We start from the raw sequence: 15,155 nt of genomic DNA, 5'->3' as shown, positions 1-15,155 counted from the left end.
GGTGCACGCGGGTGCGCCTGCGGTTCACGTGCCCGCGAGCGACAGGTACGCTCGATGCTGCCTGTCGACTTGCGCCTTCAGCGCGTCGAGTGGCGCATTGTCGTTGTCGATCACGTCGTCGGCAGCGGCGAGGCGCGCTTCGCGCGTGGCCTGGCGGGCGATGATCGCGAGCACCTGGTCGCGGCTGAAGCCGTTGCGGCTCATTACGCGCGAGATCTGCGTTTCGACGCTGCAGTCGACGGTGAGCACGCGATTCACGCGGCCCTTCCAGCTACCGGATTCGACCAGCAGCGGTACGACGACAATCACGTACGGGCCCTGCGCTTCGCGCTGCTCGCGTTTGGTCTCGGCACGAATCAACGGATGCGTGATGGCCTCGAGCCGTTTGCGGGCGCCGTCGTCGCTGAACACCAGTTCGCGCATGAGGGCGCGGTCGAGCGAGCCGTCGGCGGCGACGAACGCAGCGCCGAATTCAGCGGCAATCTGCGGCATCGCCATGCCGTGTGGCGCGGTGATGCGGTGCGCGATCAGATCGGTGTCCACAAGCGGCACACCGTGCGCGGCGAACAGATCGGCGACGGTCGATTTGCCGCTGCCGATGCCGCCGGTCAGTCCCACGACGAACATGCTTCAGCCTCCCAGAGCCCGATAGAGCGGTGTGCCGAGAAACAGCGTGAGCGCGCCGCCCGCTGCGAGAAACGGTCCGAACGGCAGCGGCTCTTCAAAGCGCATGCGGCCGCGCCACGTGGCCGCGAGGCCAACCACCGCGCCGGTGACCGCCGCGATCAACACGATCTGTGGCAATGCGGCCCAGCCGAGCCATGCGCCCAGTGCCGCCAGCAGTTTGAAATCGCCATAACCCATGCCTTCGACGCCGCGCACCAGCCGGAACAGCCAATACAGGACCCACAGCACCAGATAGCCGAAGATAGCGCCGAGCACGGCATCGTGCAGGCTCGCGAACATACCGTTGAAGTTGACGATGATGCCCGCCCACAAAAGCGGCAGCGTCATCGAGTCCGGCAGCAAGTGAGTGTCGATGTCGATCGCGCTCATCGCGAGCAGCGCCGCGCACAGTCCGAACGCGGCGAGCGCCGTGAGGGTCGGGCCGAACAGCGCGAGTGCGCCTGCCGCGAATGCGGCGCTGGCAATTTCGAGCAGCGGATAGCGCAGGCTCACGTGCGCGTTGCACGCAGAGCAGCGTCCGCGCAACAGCAGGTAGCTGAGCACCGGCAGGTTTTCCCACGCGCTCAGAACGTGGCCGCAATGCGGACATGCGCTGCGCGGCACCCACAGGTTGTAGCGCGCTGGCAGACCGTCGTTTTGCGGCGGTTCATTGATGGCGTCGCTGATTTCCGCGCGCCATGCACGCTCCAGCATGATCGGCAGCCGATGCACGACCACGTTCAGGAAGCTGCCGATTACGAGGCCGAACACGATTGCGAACGTGATCTGCACGCTGGCGGGCAAGCTGCCGAATGCCAGGCCGAGGCCGGCCGCGAAGCGCCCCTGCAGTAGTCCCGAGAGCAGACTGGATGAAGTTTCTGGCACGAGTGAAAGCGGAGCCTGCATGGATAAGGGATGGATTCGGCTGCGATCCTACACCACGTTGCCGAGTTGAATAATGGGAAGATACATCGCGATCACAAGGCCGCCGACCAGCGTCCCCAGCACGACGATCACGAGCGGCTCGCACAGGCTCGAAAGCGTGCCGATCTTTTCATCTACCTGGCGATCCGCCAGCGAGGCCACGTCGATCAGCATGGTGTCCAGTGCTCCGGACTCCTCGGCAACCGCAACCGGTTGCACGACCTCAGGTGGGAAGCAGCGCGAAGCGCGCATCGCTGCGGCGAGCCGTTCGCCGCGCCGCAGACGCTCGGCGATCCCGGCGGTGGCGCGATCGAAGAAGGCGTTGCCCGTGGCGTGGGTCAGCGAATCGAACGCGTCCGCGAGCGGCGTGCCGGCCGATAGCAAGGTGCCGAGCGCGCGGCTCCAGCGGGCCGCGCACAGCGTGCCCAGCAGCGGACCGGCGACCGGCAATCCTAGCGATAAACGTGCGAACCGGATGCGCGCCGTTTCGGAACGCCGCAGCAGAAACGTCGCAGCCGAGGTCAATACGAAGGTCATCGCGAGCGCCGGTATGCTCCAGCGCGCCGCGCCGGACGATAGCGCCAGCACGAACCGCGTTGGCGCGGGCAGCGTCGCGCCGAAGCCGTCGAAGATCTGCTTGAAGGTCGGCACGACCCACACCAGCAACGCCGCGGTAATCGCGATGGCCAGCAACAGGATCGCCCCCGGATAGGTCAGTGCCGCGCGCACCTTGGCGCGTTGCGCGGCGGCGCGCTCGCGATCGTCGGCGATTCTGGCGAGGACGGCGGCCAGGGCGCCGGCCGTCTCGCCCACTTCGACGAGCTGGCAGTACAGCGCATTGAATTGCGCGGGGTGCCGTTGTAGTGCCGCCGAGAAACGCAGGCCCGCAGTGATATCGCGCGCCACTGCGCCGACGATGCGCGGCATGCCCTGCCGGCTCGACGCCTGCGCTTGTGCGAGCAGGTCCAGTGCGGGCGCGAGCGGCAAGCCGGCGCGCAGCAGACTGGCGAGCTGCCGGGTGAACAGTGTGACGTCGGCGGCGCGCGCTGTCGGGCGCGGCGCCGGCCCGCGCGCTGTGAGTTCGACGATGAACAGGCTCTCGCGCTTGAGCATGGCGCGCGCAGCGCTCGCGTCCGGCGCGACCAGCGTGCCGTTTTTGTGGATGCCGTCGGCGTCGACGCCGCGCCACGCGAAGCGCATGTCGGCCGCAATGAGCTGGTGAGTCGTGCCAGTGTTCATGTGAGTTCGGTAGCGGCGAGCGCTTCAGCGAGACTGGTGGTGCCGTCGCGCACACGCGCCAACGCCGCGTCGCGCAAGGTCGCTACCTGTTCGGTTTGCGCGAGCCGCGCAAGCTCGTGCGTGCCGGCGCTCGCCACGATCAGCTCGCGCATCGCATCGGAGACGGGCATCACTTGATGAACCCCGACGCGGCCGCGATAGCCGATGCCATGGCAAGCCGCGCAGCCGGTCGGCGCGTAGGGCTGCCAATCGTCGAGTTGATGCTCGTCGAAGCCCGCTGCGCGCAGCGCCGCTGCCGATTGCGGCGCGGGCGCGCGGCATGCGACGCACAGGCGCCGCACCAGCCGCTGCGCCGTGACCATCCGCAGCGCAGCCGCGAGATTGTATGGCTCGACGCCGATGTCGATCAGGCGCGCGACGGCCGCAGGCGCGTCGTTGGTGTGCAAGGTCGACAGGACGAGGTGGCCGGTTTGTGCGGCTTTCACGGCGACATCGGCGGTTTCGTTATCGCGGATTTCGCCGACCATGATCACGTCGGGGTCCTGTCGCAAGAAGGCGCGCAGCGCCACCGCGAACGTCAGCCCTGCCTTTTCGCGCACGCTCACCTGATTGATACCGGCCAGCTGAATTTCCGCTGGGTCTTCCACCGAACACAGATTGCGCGCCTCGCCATTCAGCAGATTCAGGAAGCAGTACAGCGACAGCGTTTTGCCGCTTCCAGTGGGTCCGGTCACGAGCACAAGACCGTGCGGCGCGCGAATCGCCGCATCGACCGTCAAGCGTTGACGCGGATCGAGGCCGAGCGAGTCGAGCGAAAGATCGCTGGGCAATGCATCGAGCCGGCGTAGGACCAGTTTTTCGCCGAACAGCGTGGGCAGCGAGTTGACGCGATAGTCTTCGACCCGGCCAGGCGTCGTCGCGATGCGCAGCCGGCCATCTTGCGGCACGCGTCGTTCGGCGATATCCATGCGCGCCAGCACCTTCACGCGCGTAACGAATGCGTCGCGCAGATGAGCGGGCGGCGGCGCGATTTCATGCAGCACGCCATCGATTCGCAATCGCATGCGCCAGCCGCGCTCGGCCGGTTCGATATGCAGGTCCGACGCGTTGCGCCGGGTCGCTTCCTGCAAGGTGTCGGTCAAAAGACGCACGGCGGGCGCGCTGTCGGGATCGGTGAGAAGGGCCGCGCTGCCTTCGGCGGCGAAGGGATTGGGCTTCGCCCGTGGCATGCCCTCGCTGTCGAATGCGACGGGCCGGGGCGGCGCCTGAGTGGAAGTTTGCATAAGAGACCGGGGATGAGCCGCCTGTAGAACATGACGGCTTCATCTTCCGGTAACGCGGCCGGCGCCGCCATTCAGCCATTCGGCTAATGGCGCGCGCCGTGCGGGTGTGCGATTCTGGCGGCGTCTCGCAACCAGACGGCGCGCCGTTCAGCGCAGCACGGCTTTGCCGGCTTTCGCGCGCGACGGCGGCCTGAACAGCTTGACCGTGCGAATCGCCTGATCGTCGCTGCGCATGACTTCGAGTTTGACGTCGCGAATTTGCACGCACACGTCGCCGTCGGGAATGTCTTCGAGAATTTCGAGGATCAGGCCGTTGAGGGTTTTCGGCCCGTCGGTGGGCAGCGTGAGTTGCAGCCAGCGGTTCAGTTCGCGTAGAGGCATACTGCCTGCGACGATGCATTCGCCGTGCTCGTTCCAGCCGCCACGCGAGTTGGCGCTACGCGGAATCGACGTGGTGAATTCGCCGATCAGCTCCTCGATGATGTCTTCCGGCGTGACCAGACCTTGCAGTTCGCCGTATTCGTTGACGACCAGCGCGGTGCGGTGACGGCTCTCCTGGAAGTACTGGAGCTGCTGGAATACCGGCGTGCCGGTCGGCACGAAGTACGGCTCGGCCAGCAATTCGCGCAGCGTCTCGCGCTCCAGCTCCTGGTTGTGCAGGGCCGCGAGCGTCTTGCGAACGTGCAGCACGCCCAGTACGCGGTCGATGTCGCCCTGGTAGACGATCAGCTTGTTGTGATAGCAGGTTTCCAGTTGATGCAGGATCTGCTCGAACGGCGCCTCGAAGTCGAGCGACTCGATGCGGCGGCGCGGGATCATCACGTCGTCGACGGAAATGTTTTCGAGGTCGAACAGGTTCAGCAGAATGCTGCGGTGCTTGGTCGGCATGAAGCTGCCCGACTCCAGCACGATAGTGCGCAGTTCTTCGGTGGACAGGCGCATATCGCGCGCGCCTTTCGTGTTGATGTGCAGCACCCGCAGGATGCCGGTTGCGAACAGATTCACGAACCAGACGAGCGGCTTGGCGACGCGCATCATCGGCGCGATCAGCAGGCTGGCCGGCAGCGCGATCTTCTCGGGGAACGTCGCGCCGACGATTTTCGGCGTGATTTCCGCGAACACGATGATCAGGAACGCGACGATGCCGGTTGCGATCGACAGCACGAGGTTGTTGCGGCCGAACGTGTGCAGCGCGATCGACGTGGTGAGCACCGGGATGATGGTGTTGAACAGATTGTTGCCGATCAGCACGACGCTCAGCAGTTGATCGGTGTGTGCGAGCAGCCCCTGGGTGGTCTTCGCGCCGAGCGCGTTCTGGTTGGCAAGATGTTTCAACCGATGACGGTTGAGCGCCATCATCGCCGTTTCGGAAATGGAAAAGAAGCTGGAGCAGATAAGCAGCAGAAAGACGGCGCCAATCTGCGCCCATAAGGGAAGTTGTTCCACGCGTCGTGAAGAATAGGGGAGAGGATGAACAGAATATAGCAGAGGGGGGCGCGTGAGCCGCCAGCGGGATGGCGTTACGCCAAATACCATAACGGCGGGGAGCACAGCGCAAGAAGCAGGAAAATCGCGCCCAAAACAAAAAACCGCCGAGCAAGCTGGGCGGTTTTTCGAGCCTTGAACTAACAAGGAAAATCTGGTCGGGGTGAGAGGATTCGAACCTCCGGCCTCTACGTCCCGAACGTAGCGCTCTACCAGGCTAAGCTACACCCCGATTTGTACTGCGGACTCGATTCAGACTAATCCGGCGTTTCAGTCTCGTTCAAGACTGTCTTGCCGTCGAGTAAGAACATAATTCTAGCAGGCTATCTTTGAAAATGGAACCAGGAAATGAAGAAATTGCTGCTGCTGCTGCCTGAGCTTCCTGCTTCGCGCATTCGAGCGTGTGATCCAGCGCGCCGGAGCGGGTGATTGCCTCGAAAATCGTGTCGAAACGGTCCGTGCCGCCTTGCTCGATCGCTTCGCGCGCGAGCGCCGCCTGCTGCGGCGTGCCGCGTTCGATCAGATAGATCAGCGGGAGCGTGGGCTTGCCTTCGCGCAGATCGTCGCCCGCGTTCTTGCCCATCGACTCGGCCGTGCCCGTGTAGTCGAGCCAGTCGTCCATGATCTGGAACGCGGTGCCGATGCGGCGGCCGAATTCCGCGGCGGCTGCTTCGGTCTTCGCGTCCGCGCCGGCCAGCACCGCGCCGAGCTGCGCGGCCGCCTCGAACAGCTTGGCGGTCTTGTAGCGGATCACCTGCATGTAGCGGGCTTCGTCGACGTCCGCGTCGTGCATGTTCAGCAACTGCAGCACTTCGCCTTCGGAGATGATGTTGGTCGCCTCCGACAGGATCTCCATCACGCGCATCTTGCCCACGCCGACCATCATCTGGAACGAGCGTGAGTAGAGAAAATCGCCCACCAGCACGCTCGCGGCGTTGCCGAACAGCGCATTGGCGGTCTGGCGGCCGCGCCGCAGATCGGATTCGTCGACCACGTCGTCGTGCAGCAGCGTCGCGGTGTGGATGAATTCGACGACCGCAGCCAGCTCGTGCCGGTGTCCCGTGGTTTCGCCCAGCGCGCCCGCCACCAGCAGCAGCAGCGCGGGCCGCAGCCGTTTGCCGCCGGCGCTGATGATGTACTCGGAAATCTGGTTGATCAGCATCACGTCGGACGCAAGGCGGTGCCGGATGACGCGATTGACCTGCTGCATGTCTTCGGCGATCGGAGCGAGCAGGCTGGCGGCGTTGGAGGAGGGGGTGGCAGTCGACGACATGATGGCTGAATTGGGTAGTGCGGCGAATTATAAGGCGAATCGCGGCAGTTCCGGGTCGCAGGCTGCGGCGCGGCGAATTCGGGGCAGCGGCCGGGCCTTGCGCGTAAGCGCTGCGACAAGGTGCCGGGCGCTGCGCAGGGTGCCTCTCAATGAGTTTTGACCGAGCAGCTAACTCTATGTATAATCACGGGTTTCCGCGCGCGGTGCGTGGAAAAAATGAATACAGAGTGAGGTTCTCAATGTACGCGGTCATAAAAACCGGTGGCAAGCAGTATAAAGTTGCCGTCGGCGAAAAACTTAAAGTAGAACAGATACCGGCAGACATTGACGCTGAAATCACGCTCGACCAGGTTCTCGCAGTGGGCGAAGGCGAATCGATTAAGTTCGGTACGCCGCTGGTCAGTGGGGCTTCCGTCAAGGCTACCGTCGTGTCGCAAGGTCGTCACGCAAAAGTGACCATCTTCAAGATGCGTCGCCGGAAGCACTACCAGAAGCATGGCGGCCACCGCCAGAACTATACCGAACTGCGCATCGACGCGATCAACGCGTAAGCGCACCGGTTAAGGAGCAAATCAAATGGCACACAAAAAGGCAGGCGGATCATCCCGCAACGGCCGCGACTCTGAATCGAAGCGTCTCGGCGTGAAGGTTTATGGCGGCCAGGCTATCAACGCTGGTGGCATCATCGTGCGTCAACGCGGCACGCGTATGCACGCTGGTGACAACGTCGGTATCGGCAAGGATCACACCTTGTTCGCGCTGACGGACGGCCACGTCCAGTTCTCGACGAAAGGCGCAGCGAAGAAGCATATGGTCAACGTCGTCCCGGCAGCAGTCTGAGTTTTAGACTGGCACGGGCTTCAGGACCGGAAAAGGCCCCGCGAAGTTCGCGGGGCTTTTTTTATTGCAGCGCTTTCGCCGGGGGCGCGGAGTCGATCGTCGATGCCGGCACGGCTATGCCGTTCGGTCGATTGATCAACGCGTGGCGGGCGCGGCAAAATAGCAGCATCCGATAGCAACAAATCTGGCAGCACCATCTGGCAGCACCATCTGGCAGCACACCACGGGACGGAGTTACGCATGAAGTTCATTGACGAAGCGAGGATTGAAGTCATCGCCGGCGACGGAGGGGATGGCAGCGCGTCGATGCGCCGCGAGAAATTCGTTCCGTTCGGCGGCCCCGATGGCGGCGACGGCGGGCGGGGCGGGAGCGTGATCGCGGTCGCGGACCGCAACATCAATACGCTGATCGACTACCGCTACGCGAAAAAGCATCTGGCGCGCAACGGCGAAAACGGCCGCGGCTCGGATTGCTACGGCAAGGGGGGCGACGACATCACGCTGCGCATGCCGGTTGGCACCACGATCACCGACATGGAAACCGGCGAGCTGATCGCCGACCTGACCGAGCACAATCAGAGCGTGCAGATCGCGCAGGGCGGTGCGGGCGGTCTCGGCAATCTGCATTTCAAATCCAGCACGAACCGCGCGCCGCGCCAGAAGACCGACGGCAAGCCGGGCGAGCGCCGCATGGTGCGTCTCGAATTGAAGGTGCTGGCCGACGTCGGTTTGCTCGGCATGCCGAACGCCGGCAAGTCGACGTTCATCTCGTCGGTATCGAACGCCAGGCCGAAGATCGCCGACTACCCGTTCACCACGCTCGCGCCGAATCTCGGCGTGGTGCGCGTCGGGCCGAGTCGCAGCTTCGTGATCGCCGACATTCCCGGTTTGATCGAAGGCGCGGCTGAAGGCGCTGGCCTCGGTCATCAGTTCCTGCGTCACCTGCAACGTACCGGCTTGTTGCTGCACATCGTCGACCTCGCACCGTTCGACGAAGCGGTCGATCCGGTCGCGGAAGCCAAGGCGATCGTCAACGAATTGCGCAAGTACGACGAGCTGCTGTTTGAAAAGCCGCGCTGGCTTGTGCTCAACAAGCTCGACATGGTGCCCGAAGACGAGCGTGAAGCGCGTGTTTCGGCATTCCTCGAAGGCTTCGGCTGGGACGGCCCGGTGTTCGAAATCTCGGCGCTGACCGGCCAGGGTTGCGAGAATCTCTGCTATGCGGTGTTCGACTACATCGCCGCGCATTCGGACGCGCAACGCGCGGCTGAAGCCGAAGATCTCGCCGCCGACGTGCGTTTCCGCGAGAAGCCGCAAGCACCGGCCGCGGCCGACGGCTCCGGCGCCGACCCGCAGGAATAGTAAAGCTTGAGCGCCGGCGCCTGGGCGGGCTGCCGGCTTGCATCACGCGTCATCTTGGGAGACCGCGCACAATGCGTTCCGTCATCGCAGATTCACGGCGATTGGTAGTGAAAGTCGGTTCGAGCCTCGTCACGAATGACGGGCGCGGCCTCGATCATGCTGCGATCGGCCGCTGGGCCGCGCAGATTGCGGCCCTGCGCGCGCAAGGCAAGGAAGTGGTGCTGGTCAGTTCGGGCGCCATCGCCGAAGGAATGCAGCGGCTCGGTTGGACCAAAAGGCCACGCGAAATCGACGAATTGCAGGCGGCCGCGGCCGTCGGTCAAATGGGCCTTGCGCAGGTGTACGAAAGCCGCTTTGCCGAGCATTCCATTCAGACCGCGCAGATTTTGCTGACTCACGCCGACCTGGCCGACCGCGAGCGCTATCTGAACGCGCGCTCCACGTTGCTCACGCTGCTGCGTCTGGGCGTCGTGCCGATCATCAACGAGAATGACACGGTCGTTACCGACGAAATCAAGTTCGGCGACAACGATACGCTGGGCGCGCTGGTCGCCAATCTGATCGAAGGCGACGCGCTCGTCATCCTTACCGATCAGCAGGGCCTCTTCACCGCCGACCCGCGCAAGGACCCGAACGCCACGCTCGTTCAGCAGGCCGATGCCGGTGCGCCGGATCTCGAGGCGATGGCGGGCGGCGCGGGCTCGAGCCTCGGTCGCGGCGGCATGCTGACCAAGATTCTCGCCGCGAAGCGCGCGGCTCACAGCGGCGCGAATACGGTGATCGCGAGCGGGCGTGAAGCGGATGTGCTGTCGCGCCTGGCCTCGGGCGAGGCGATCGGCACGCAGTTGATCGCGCGCACCGCGCGGATGGCGGCGCGCAAGCAGTGGATGGCCGACCATCTGCAGGTGCGAGGCCATGTGGTGATCGACGACGGCGCGGTTGAAAAGCTGACTGCTGGCGGCAAGAGCTTGTTACCCATCGGCATTGTCGGTGTGCAGGGGGCGTTTGCGCGCGGCGAGGTGATCGCTTGCCTGAGCGCCGCAGGGCGTGAAGTGGCGCGCGGCCTGACGAACTACAGCAGTGCTGAAACCAAGCTGATTCAGCGGCGGCCCAGCGGCGAAATCGAATCGGTGCTCGGCTACATGCTGGAGCCCGAGTTGATCCATCGCGACAACCTGGTGCTGGTCTGATTCGCTGACCGGCAAGAGCGCGCGGCCTATGAAAAAAGCCGTTCCAGCGTTGGCTGGAACGGCTTTCTCATATCTCATATCCGCGACGCGTCAGACTCGAAGCACGCGCTACCGAGACGCGTCTCAGTGAACCAACGAAGTCGCAGTGCGCTTGTAGCGGATGTTCTCGACAATCTGCTGGGCATTGCCCGTGGGTATCTTGTTCGCGCACATGTAATCCTGATAGAGCGCTGCGTGATACGCATTCAGCGCGCCGTTCTCGATGCGCGAGAACTCGTTCGCGACCGTCCTGTCCCAGTCGTCATGATCCGCATTCAAGCCCGCATACAGACGCCATTCATAGGTGTCGCAGCGGATCCCTTCGTAGTTCACGTTGCGAGCGCCGCTCGGGCTCGTCACGACCACGGTGTAGCGAACCACGCCGTCGGTGCCCACGCTGAGCGAGTTCCGATCGATCGCGAACTGCAGCGGTGTATTGCCCGACACTTCGAAAGGCAACAGACTCGAGTCTTGCGGCAGCGGCGGCAAGGTATCCACCTTGTTTTCAACCCAGTTGCCCTTGCGGTCCAGCAGGTAGACAAACGTGCTGTCGTCCTGATTGGTGGGTTTGCCGGCGCTCGAGCAGCCAGCCAGCAGGGCGCCGGTGGCGACGCACGCCACGACGAGTGCAAGTGCTTTCAATATGGTTTCCTCGAAACACTGGCGCGACTCGAGGAGCCGCGCCAGTAGAGGCGGCGTGGACAGCCGCACAGAGTTGTTAATTGCGCACGCCCGGGCGGAACAGCGAGCCGGCGGTTTCGCCAGCCGATTCGTCTTCGTGCTCCGGACCGGCGCCCACTTCGGCCGCTGACCTGGAGCCCGAACCGCAATCGGACGCGATCGTGACGTGAACCGATGTTTCGATGCTGACGGACGTTACGGAAGTCACCGTCATTACCGTGGAATCCGGTGGACTTTCCATTGTCGACGCTATCCGTGGATAACGCGACACATGGTGCCCGCCAGGTTTTTCCGCACGCGGCGCAGCTCGGCGCATGAAACGGGACAACTCCGTCAGCGCCAACTGATACACATCCCGCTTGAACTCGATCACACAGTCGAGCGGCACCCAGTACTCGTTCCAGCGCCACGCATCGAACTCAGGGTGGTCGGTGGCGCGCAAGCAGATGTCGCAGTCGCGTCCTACCATCCGAAGCAGGAACCAGATTTGTTTCTGGCCGCGGTAATGACCGCGTACTTCGCGCTTGATGAACTTGTCAGGCACCTCATAACGCAACCAGTCGCGCGTGCGACCGATCACCTTGACGTGCTCAGGAAGCAACCCGGTTTCTTCGTGTAACTCCCGATACATCGCTTGCACGGGGGTCTCTCCGTACTTGATGCCCCCTTGCGGAAACTGCCAGGAATGTTCACGGAGCCGTTTGCCCCAAAACACCTCGTTGTGCGCGTTCAAGAGGATGATGCCGACGTTCGGGCGAAAGCCTTCACGATCCAGCATACAACCACCTTCGAATCCTTTAAAATTGCTTTGATTATAAACAGATAACGGGCCCGACGCACCGAATCGACCCAGAATGGTGCGATTCGCCGCAAAAGGCCCGCGTTTGCGGTAGCCTGTCAGTCTTTCCGTGCCTTATCCGTTGTGCAAAAAGCTTGGCGCCGCGGCTTCGGGGCCGCGAGCCGGCAGCGCTGGCGGTTGTCACGCAAACCGTGCCGGCTCTGCGCCGGATCTGTGTCGATTCCCCACTGTTTTCACCTTTCGGGCGGTCCCTCCGGTGCCGCCGCTTTTGGATAATCTGAATGAAAGCTTCCCGTTTCTTTATCGGCACGCTGAAAGAAGCTCCCGCCGACGCCGAGATCGTCAGCCACAAGCTCATGGTGCGCGCCGGCATGATCCGCCGCATCGCCGGCGGTATCTACAACTACCTGCCGGTCGGCCTGCGCTCGATCCGCAAGGTGGAAAACATCGTGCGCGAAGAAATGAACCGGGCAGGCGCGATCGAGTTGCTGATGCCGTCGGTGCAGCCGGCCGAGTTGTGGCAGGAATCGGGCCGCTGGGAAAAGTACGGCCCCGAGTTGCTGCGTTTCAAGGACCGCAAGCAATCGGACTTCGTGCTCGGACCGACGCACGAAGAAGTGATCACGGACATCGCGCGCAACCAGATCAAGAGCTACCGCCAGTTGCCGGTGAACTTCTATCAGGTGCAGACGAAGTTCCGCGACGAGATCCGTCCGCGGTTCGGCGTGATGCGCGGCCGCGAGTTCATCATGAAAGACGCGTACTCGTTCGACAAGGACGCCGAAGGTCTGCGCGAGTCGTATCGCAAGATGTACGAAGCGTACGTGCGGATTTTCACGCGCCTCGGTCTGGACTTCCGCGCGGTGGCGGCGGACAACGGTTCGATCGGCGGCAGCGGCTCGCATGAATTCCACGTGATTGCCGACACCGGTGAAGACGCGATCGCCTACTGCCCGACCTCGGACTTCGCGGCGAACGTCGAAGCGGCCGAAGCGCTGCCGCTCTACGCGCAACGCGCGGCGCCTGCTGAACAGATGAAGAAGACCGCCACGCCCGGCAAGGCGAAGTGCGAGGCCGTCGCGGAACTGCTGAGCATTCCGCTCGAACGCACGATCAAGTCGATCGTGCTGGCAACGGAAAACGAAGGCGCCGAGCCGACCATCTGGCTGTTGATGCTGCGTGGCGACCACGATCTGAACGAGATCAAGGCGAGCAAGCTGCCCGGTCTGGCCGACTTCCGCATGGCGACCGAAGCCGAGATTATCGAGACCTTCGGCACGCCGCCGGGCTACCTCGGTCCGATCGACACGAAGAAGCCGGTCAAGGTCGTCGCGGATAGTACGGTCGCGAACATGAGCGACTTCGTGGTCGGCTCGAACGAAGTGGATTACCACACCACCGGTGTGAACTGGGGCCGCGATCTGCCGGAGCCGGTCGTTGCCGACATTCGCAACGTGAAGAAGGGCGATCCGTCGCCGGACGGCAAGGGTGAGATCGACATCTGCCGCGGCATCGAAGTGGGCCACGTGTTCCAGCTCGGCCGCAAGTACTCTGAAGCGATGAACGCGAACTGCCTCGACGAAACCGGCAAGCCGCAGCCGATGGAAATGGGCTGCTACGGTATCGGCATCACGCGTATTCTCGGTGCCGCGATCGAACAGAATTTCGACGAGAAGGGCATCATCTGGCCGGAGTCGATCGCGCCGTTCGAAGTCGTGCTGTGCCCGATGGGCTATGACCGCAGCGAAGCCGTGCGCGAGCAGGCCGACAAGCTGTACGCGGCCTTGGTCGAAGCGGGCATCGACGTGATCCTCGACGACCGTGGCGAGCGGCCGGGCGTGATGTTCGCCGACTGGGAGCTGATCGGCGTACCGCATCGTCTGGTGATCGGCGACCGTGGCCTGAAGGAAGGCAAGCTCGAATACCAGGGCCGCCGCGACGCAGAGGCGACGCTGCTGCCGGTCGAGGAAGCGGCGCAGACGGTCATCGGGAAAGTTCGCGCAGCGTTGGCGCACTAAGCGGAGCGGACAGTGGAGTACACCTTCCTGTCTGCGACCGTCCTGCTGATTCTGATCACCGATCCACTCGGCAATATTCCGATCTTCATCAGTTGCCTGCGCAGCGTGTCGCCCGAGCGTCGCACGGTGGTCATTCTGCGCGAGGTGGCGATCGCCTTCTCGATCCTGCTGCTTTTCATGGTGTTGGGGCAGGGCTTCCTGCGCATGATGAGTCTGAGCGACCAGTCGATGCGTATCGGCGGCGGGATCGTGCTGTTTCTGATCGCGCTCAGAATGGTGTTCCCGCATCCGGACGGTCCATTCGGCGGCGACGCGCGCGGCGGCGAGCCGCTGATCGTGCCGCTCGCGATTCCCGCACTGGCGGGGCCGTCGGCGCTGGCAACGGTGATGCTGCTGACGTCTCAGGCGCCCGGCAAGACGTTCGAATGGATCGGCGCGCTGACCGTCACGATGATCGTCTGCGCGATCGTGCTGATGCTGGCCGAGCGCATTCAGAAGTGGCTAGGCGAACGCACGATGACGGCCTTCGAACGGCTGATGGGGCTGGTGCTGGTGGCGATCTCGGTCGAGATGATATTGGGCGGTATCCGGGCTTTCGTGCATCAGTTGTGAGGCCGAGCGCGGCTAGCGGGTTTCAGCGCGAGAGTTGCGCGCTCTCGCGTTCCTGTTCGAATCGCACCAACAAAAAAGCGGCCCATGCGGGCCGCTCTCTCTTTACGCCGGTTTCTCAACCGCCACGCCGTGTAACCGCGGCCACTCCAAACGCGCCATTCAAGCGCCTTCCGTCAACGCGCGAATTGTCGGCAGGTTGCGCCAGTAACCCTTCGCGTCCATGCCGCAACCGAACACATAGCGGTCTGGCACTTCGAAGCCGCAGTAATCCGGGCGCAGCGGCTTGGCCTTCGGAATAATCTTCTCGCACAACACCGCGCTTAGAAAGCGCTTGGCGCCCATCGCGAGAATGCGGTCGCGGATCGCGGCCATCGTCTCGCCTTCGTCGAGGATATCGTCGAGCACCAGCACGACGCGATCTTTCACCGACTCGGCCGGCGCGACGCGCCATTGCATCTCGTTGCCGCCCTTGGTGGTATTGCGGTAGCGGGTCAGATGGATGTAGTCGAACTCGAGCGGGAAATCGAGGTGCGGCAGCAGCATGCCGGTGAACACCGCGGCGCCGCCCATCACCGACAGCACGAGCGGGAAGTCCTCGCTCATCTCGTCGCGGATGGCGGCAGCCATGCCGCTGATCGACGCGTTGACGTCGCTGGCCGAAACGATTTCTTCGGAGTGGCTGAAAATGTGGAGGGCTTCTTCGCGGTTCATGACGTCTGACGGGCGATAACTGTGTACATGGTG

The 15,155-nt window shown here is 63.5% G+C and carries 15 protein-coding genes and 1 tRNA gene; 6 read left to right on the top strand and 10 right to left on the bottom strand.

Annotation, left to right across the window (positions count from 1 at the left end; genetic code table 11):
- Positions 1 to 24: 24 nt before the first annotated feature.
- The 7 genes from coaE to FVF58_RS30190 form a co-directional block, all read right to left on the bottom strand.
- On the bottom strand, positions 25 to 627 hold the full coding sequence (coaE, locus tag FVF58_RS30220) for a dephospho-CoA kinase (protein WP_149673441.1): 603 nt from the start codon (positions 625 to 627) through the stop codon (positions 25 to 27).
- A 3-nt stretch (positions 628 to 630) separates the two neighbouring features.
- The gene (locus tag FVF58_RS30215; RefSeq protein ID WP_149673440.1) at positions 631 to 1,572 is read right to left on the bottom strand and encodes a prepilin peptidase; all 942 of its coding nucleotides are present in this window, start codon (positions 1,570 to 1,572) and stop codon (positions 631 to 633) included.
- A gap of 27 nt (positions 1,573 to 1,599) precedes the next feature.
- Complete coding sequence (locus FVF58_RS30210; RefSeq protein ID WP_149673439.1) at positions 1,600 to 2,829, bottom strand: type II secretion system F family protein; 1,230 nt, start codon at positions 2,827 to 2,829, stop codon at positions 1,600 to 1,602.
- The gene (locus FVF58_RS30205; protein WP_149673438.1) at positions 2,826 to 4,112 is read right to left on the bottom strand and encodes a GspE/PulE family protein; all 1,287 of its coding nucleotides are present in this window, start codon (positions 4,110 to 4,112) and stop codon (positions 2,826 to 2,828) included. Before FVF58_RS30205 ends, FVF58_RS30210 begins: the two co-directional genes overlap by 4 nt.
- Before the next feature lie 147 nt (positions 4,113 to 4,259).
- Positions 4,260 to 5,558: an HlyC/CorC family transporter gene (locus tag FVF58_RS30200; RefSeq protein WP_149673437.1), complete on the bottom strand. Its 1,299-nt coding sequence runs from the start codon at positions 5,556 to 5,558 to the stop codon at positions 4,260 to 4,262.
- Positions 5,559 to 5,752: 194 nt separating this feature from the next.
- Positions 5,753 to 5,829 (bottom strand) — tRNA-Pro (locus tag FVF58_RS30195).
- A gap of 48 nt (positions 5,830 to 5,877) precedes the next feature.
- The gene (locus FVF58_RS30190) at positions 5,878 to 6,870 is read right to left on the bottom strand and encodes a polyprenyl synthetase family protein (protein ID WP_149673436.1); all 993 of its coding nucleotides are present in this window, start codon (positions 6,868 to 6,870) and stop codon (positions 5,878 to 5,880) included.
- 239 nt (positions 6,871 to 7,109) lie between these two features.
- On the opposite strand from FVF58_RS30190, the gene rplU reads away from it, so the two are divergent.
- From rplU to proB, 4 genes are all read left to right on the top strand, one after another.
- The gene (gene rplU, locus FVF58_RS30185) at positions 7,110 to 7,421 is read left to right on the top strand and encodes a 50S ribosomal protein L21 (RefSeq protein WP_007180329.1); all 312 of its coding nucleotides are present in this window, start codon (positions 7,110 to 7,112) and stop codon (positions 7,419 to 7,421) included.
- 25 nt (positions 7,422 to 7,446) lie between these two features.
- Entirely contained in the window at positions 7,447 to 7,710 is a 264-nt protein-coding gene (gene rpmA, locus FVF58_RS30180; RefSeq protein WP_149673435.1) for a 50S ribosomal protein L27, read from the top strand.
- A gap of 240 nt (positions 7,711 to 7,950) precedes the next feature.
- The gene (gene cgtA, locus FVF58_RS30175; protein WP_149673434.1) at positions 7,951 to 9,072 is read left to right on the top strand and encodes an Obg family GTPase CgtA; all 1,122 of its coding nucleotides are present in this window, start codon (positions 7,951 to 7,953) and stop codon (positions 9,070 to 9,072) included.
- 71 nt (positions 9,073 to 9,143) lie between these two features.
- Positions 9,144 to 10,262 (top strand): glutamate 5-kinase, encoded by a 1,119-nt coding sequence (gene proB, locus FVF58_RS30170; protein WP_149673433.1) that lies wholly within the window; start codon positions 9,144 to 9,146, stop codon positions 10,260 to 10,262.
- 123 nt (positions 10,263 to 10,385) lie between these two features.
- Here the strand turns inward: proB and FVF58_RS30165 are convergent, their stop codons facing one another.
- Both FVF58_RS30165 and FVF58_RS30160 read right to left on the bottom strand, forming a co-directional pair.
- Positions 10,386 to 10,943, bottom strand: a complete 558-nt coding sequence (locus FVF58_RS30165) for a CNP1-like family protein (RefSeq protein ID WP_149673432.1) — start codon at positions 10,941 to 10,943, stop codon at positions 10,386 to 10,388.
- A 76-nt stretch (positions 10,944 to 11,019) separates the two neighbouring features.
- Positions 11,020 to 11,760, bottom strand: a complete 741-nt coding sequence (locus FVF58_RS30160) for an RNA pyrophosphohydrolase (protein WP_149673431.1) — start codon at positions 11,758 to 11,760, stop codon at positions 11,020 to 11,022.
- Between the two features lie 302 nt (positions 11,761 to 12,062).
- Here FVF58_RS30160 and FVF58_RS30155 point away from each other — a divergent pair, with 302 nt between their 5' ends.
- Together FVF58_RS30155 and FVF58_RS30150 are read left to right on the top strand one after the other, a co-directional pair.
- On the top strand, positions 12,063 to 13,799 hold the full coding sequence (locus FVF58_RS30155) for a proline--tRNA ligase (RefSeq protein WP_149673430.1): 1,737 nt from the start codon (positions 12,063 to 12,065) through the stop codon (positions 13,797 to 13,799).
- Positions 13,800 to 13,811: 12 nt separating this feature from the next.
- Positions 13,812 to 14,411: a MarC family protein gene (locus FVF58_RS30150; protein WP_149673429.1), complete on the top strand. Its 600-nt coding sequence runs from the start codon at positions 13,812 to 13,814 to the stop codon at positions 14,409 to 14,411.
- Between the two features lie 159 nt (positions 14,412 to 14,570).
- On the opposite strand, the gene FVF58_RS30145 is transcribed toward FVF58_RS30150, so the two are convergent.
- Positions 14,571 to 15,122 carry a hypoxanthine-guanine phosphoribosyltransferase gene (locus FVF58_RS30145; RefSeq protein ID WP_042320806.1) on the bottom strand — a complete coding sequence of 184 codons (552 nt, stop codon included), beginning with the start codon at positions 15,120 to 15,122 and terminating at the stop codon, positions 14,571 to 14,573.
- Positions 15,123 to 15,155 lie beyond the last annotated feature (33 nt).

Source organism: Paraburkholderia panacisoli (assembly GCF_008369935.1).
Taxonomy (GTDB): Bacteria; Pseudomonadota; Gammaproteobacteria; order Burkholderiales; family Burkholderiaceae; genus Paraburkholderia; species Paraburkholderia panacisoli.
Note: the sequence above shows the minus strand (reverse complement) of the source record. Positions and strands in the feature narration are given on the sequence as shown.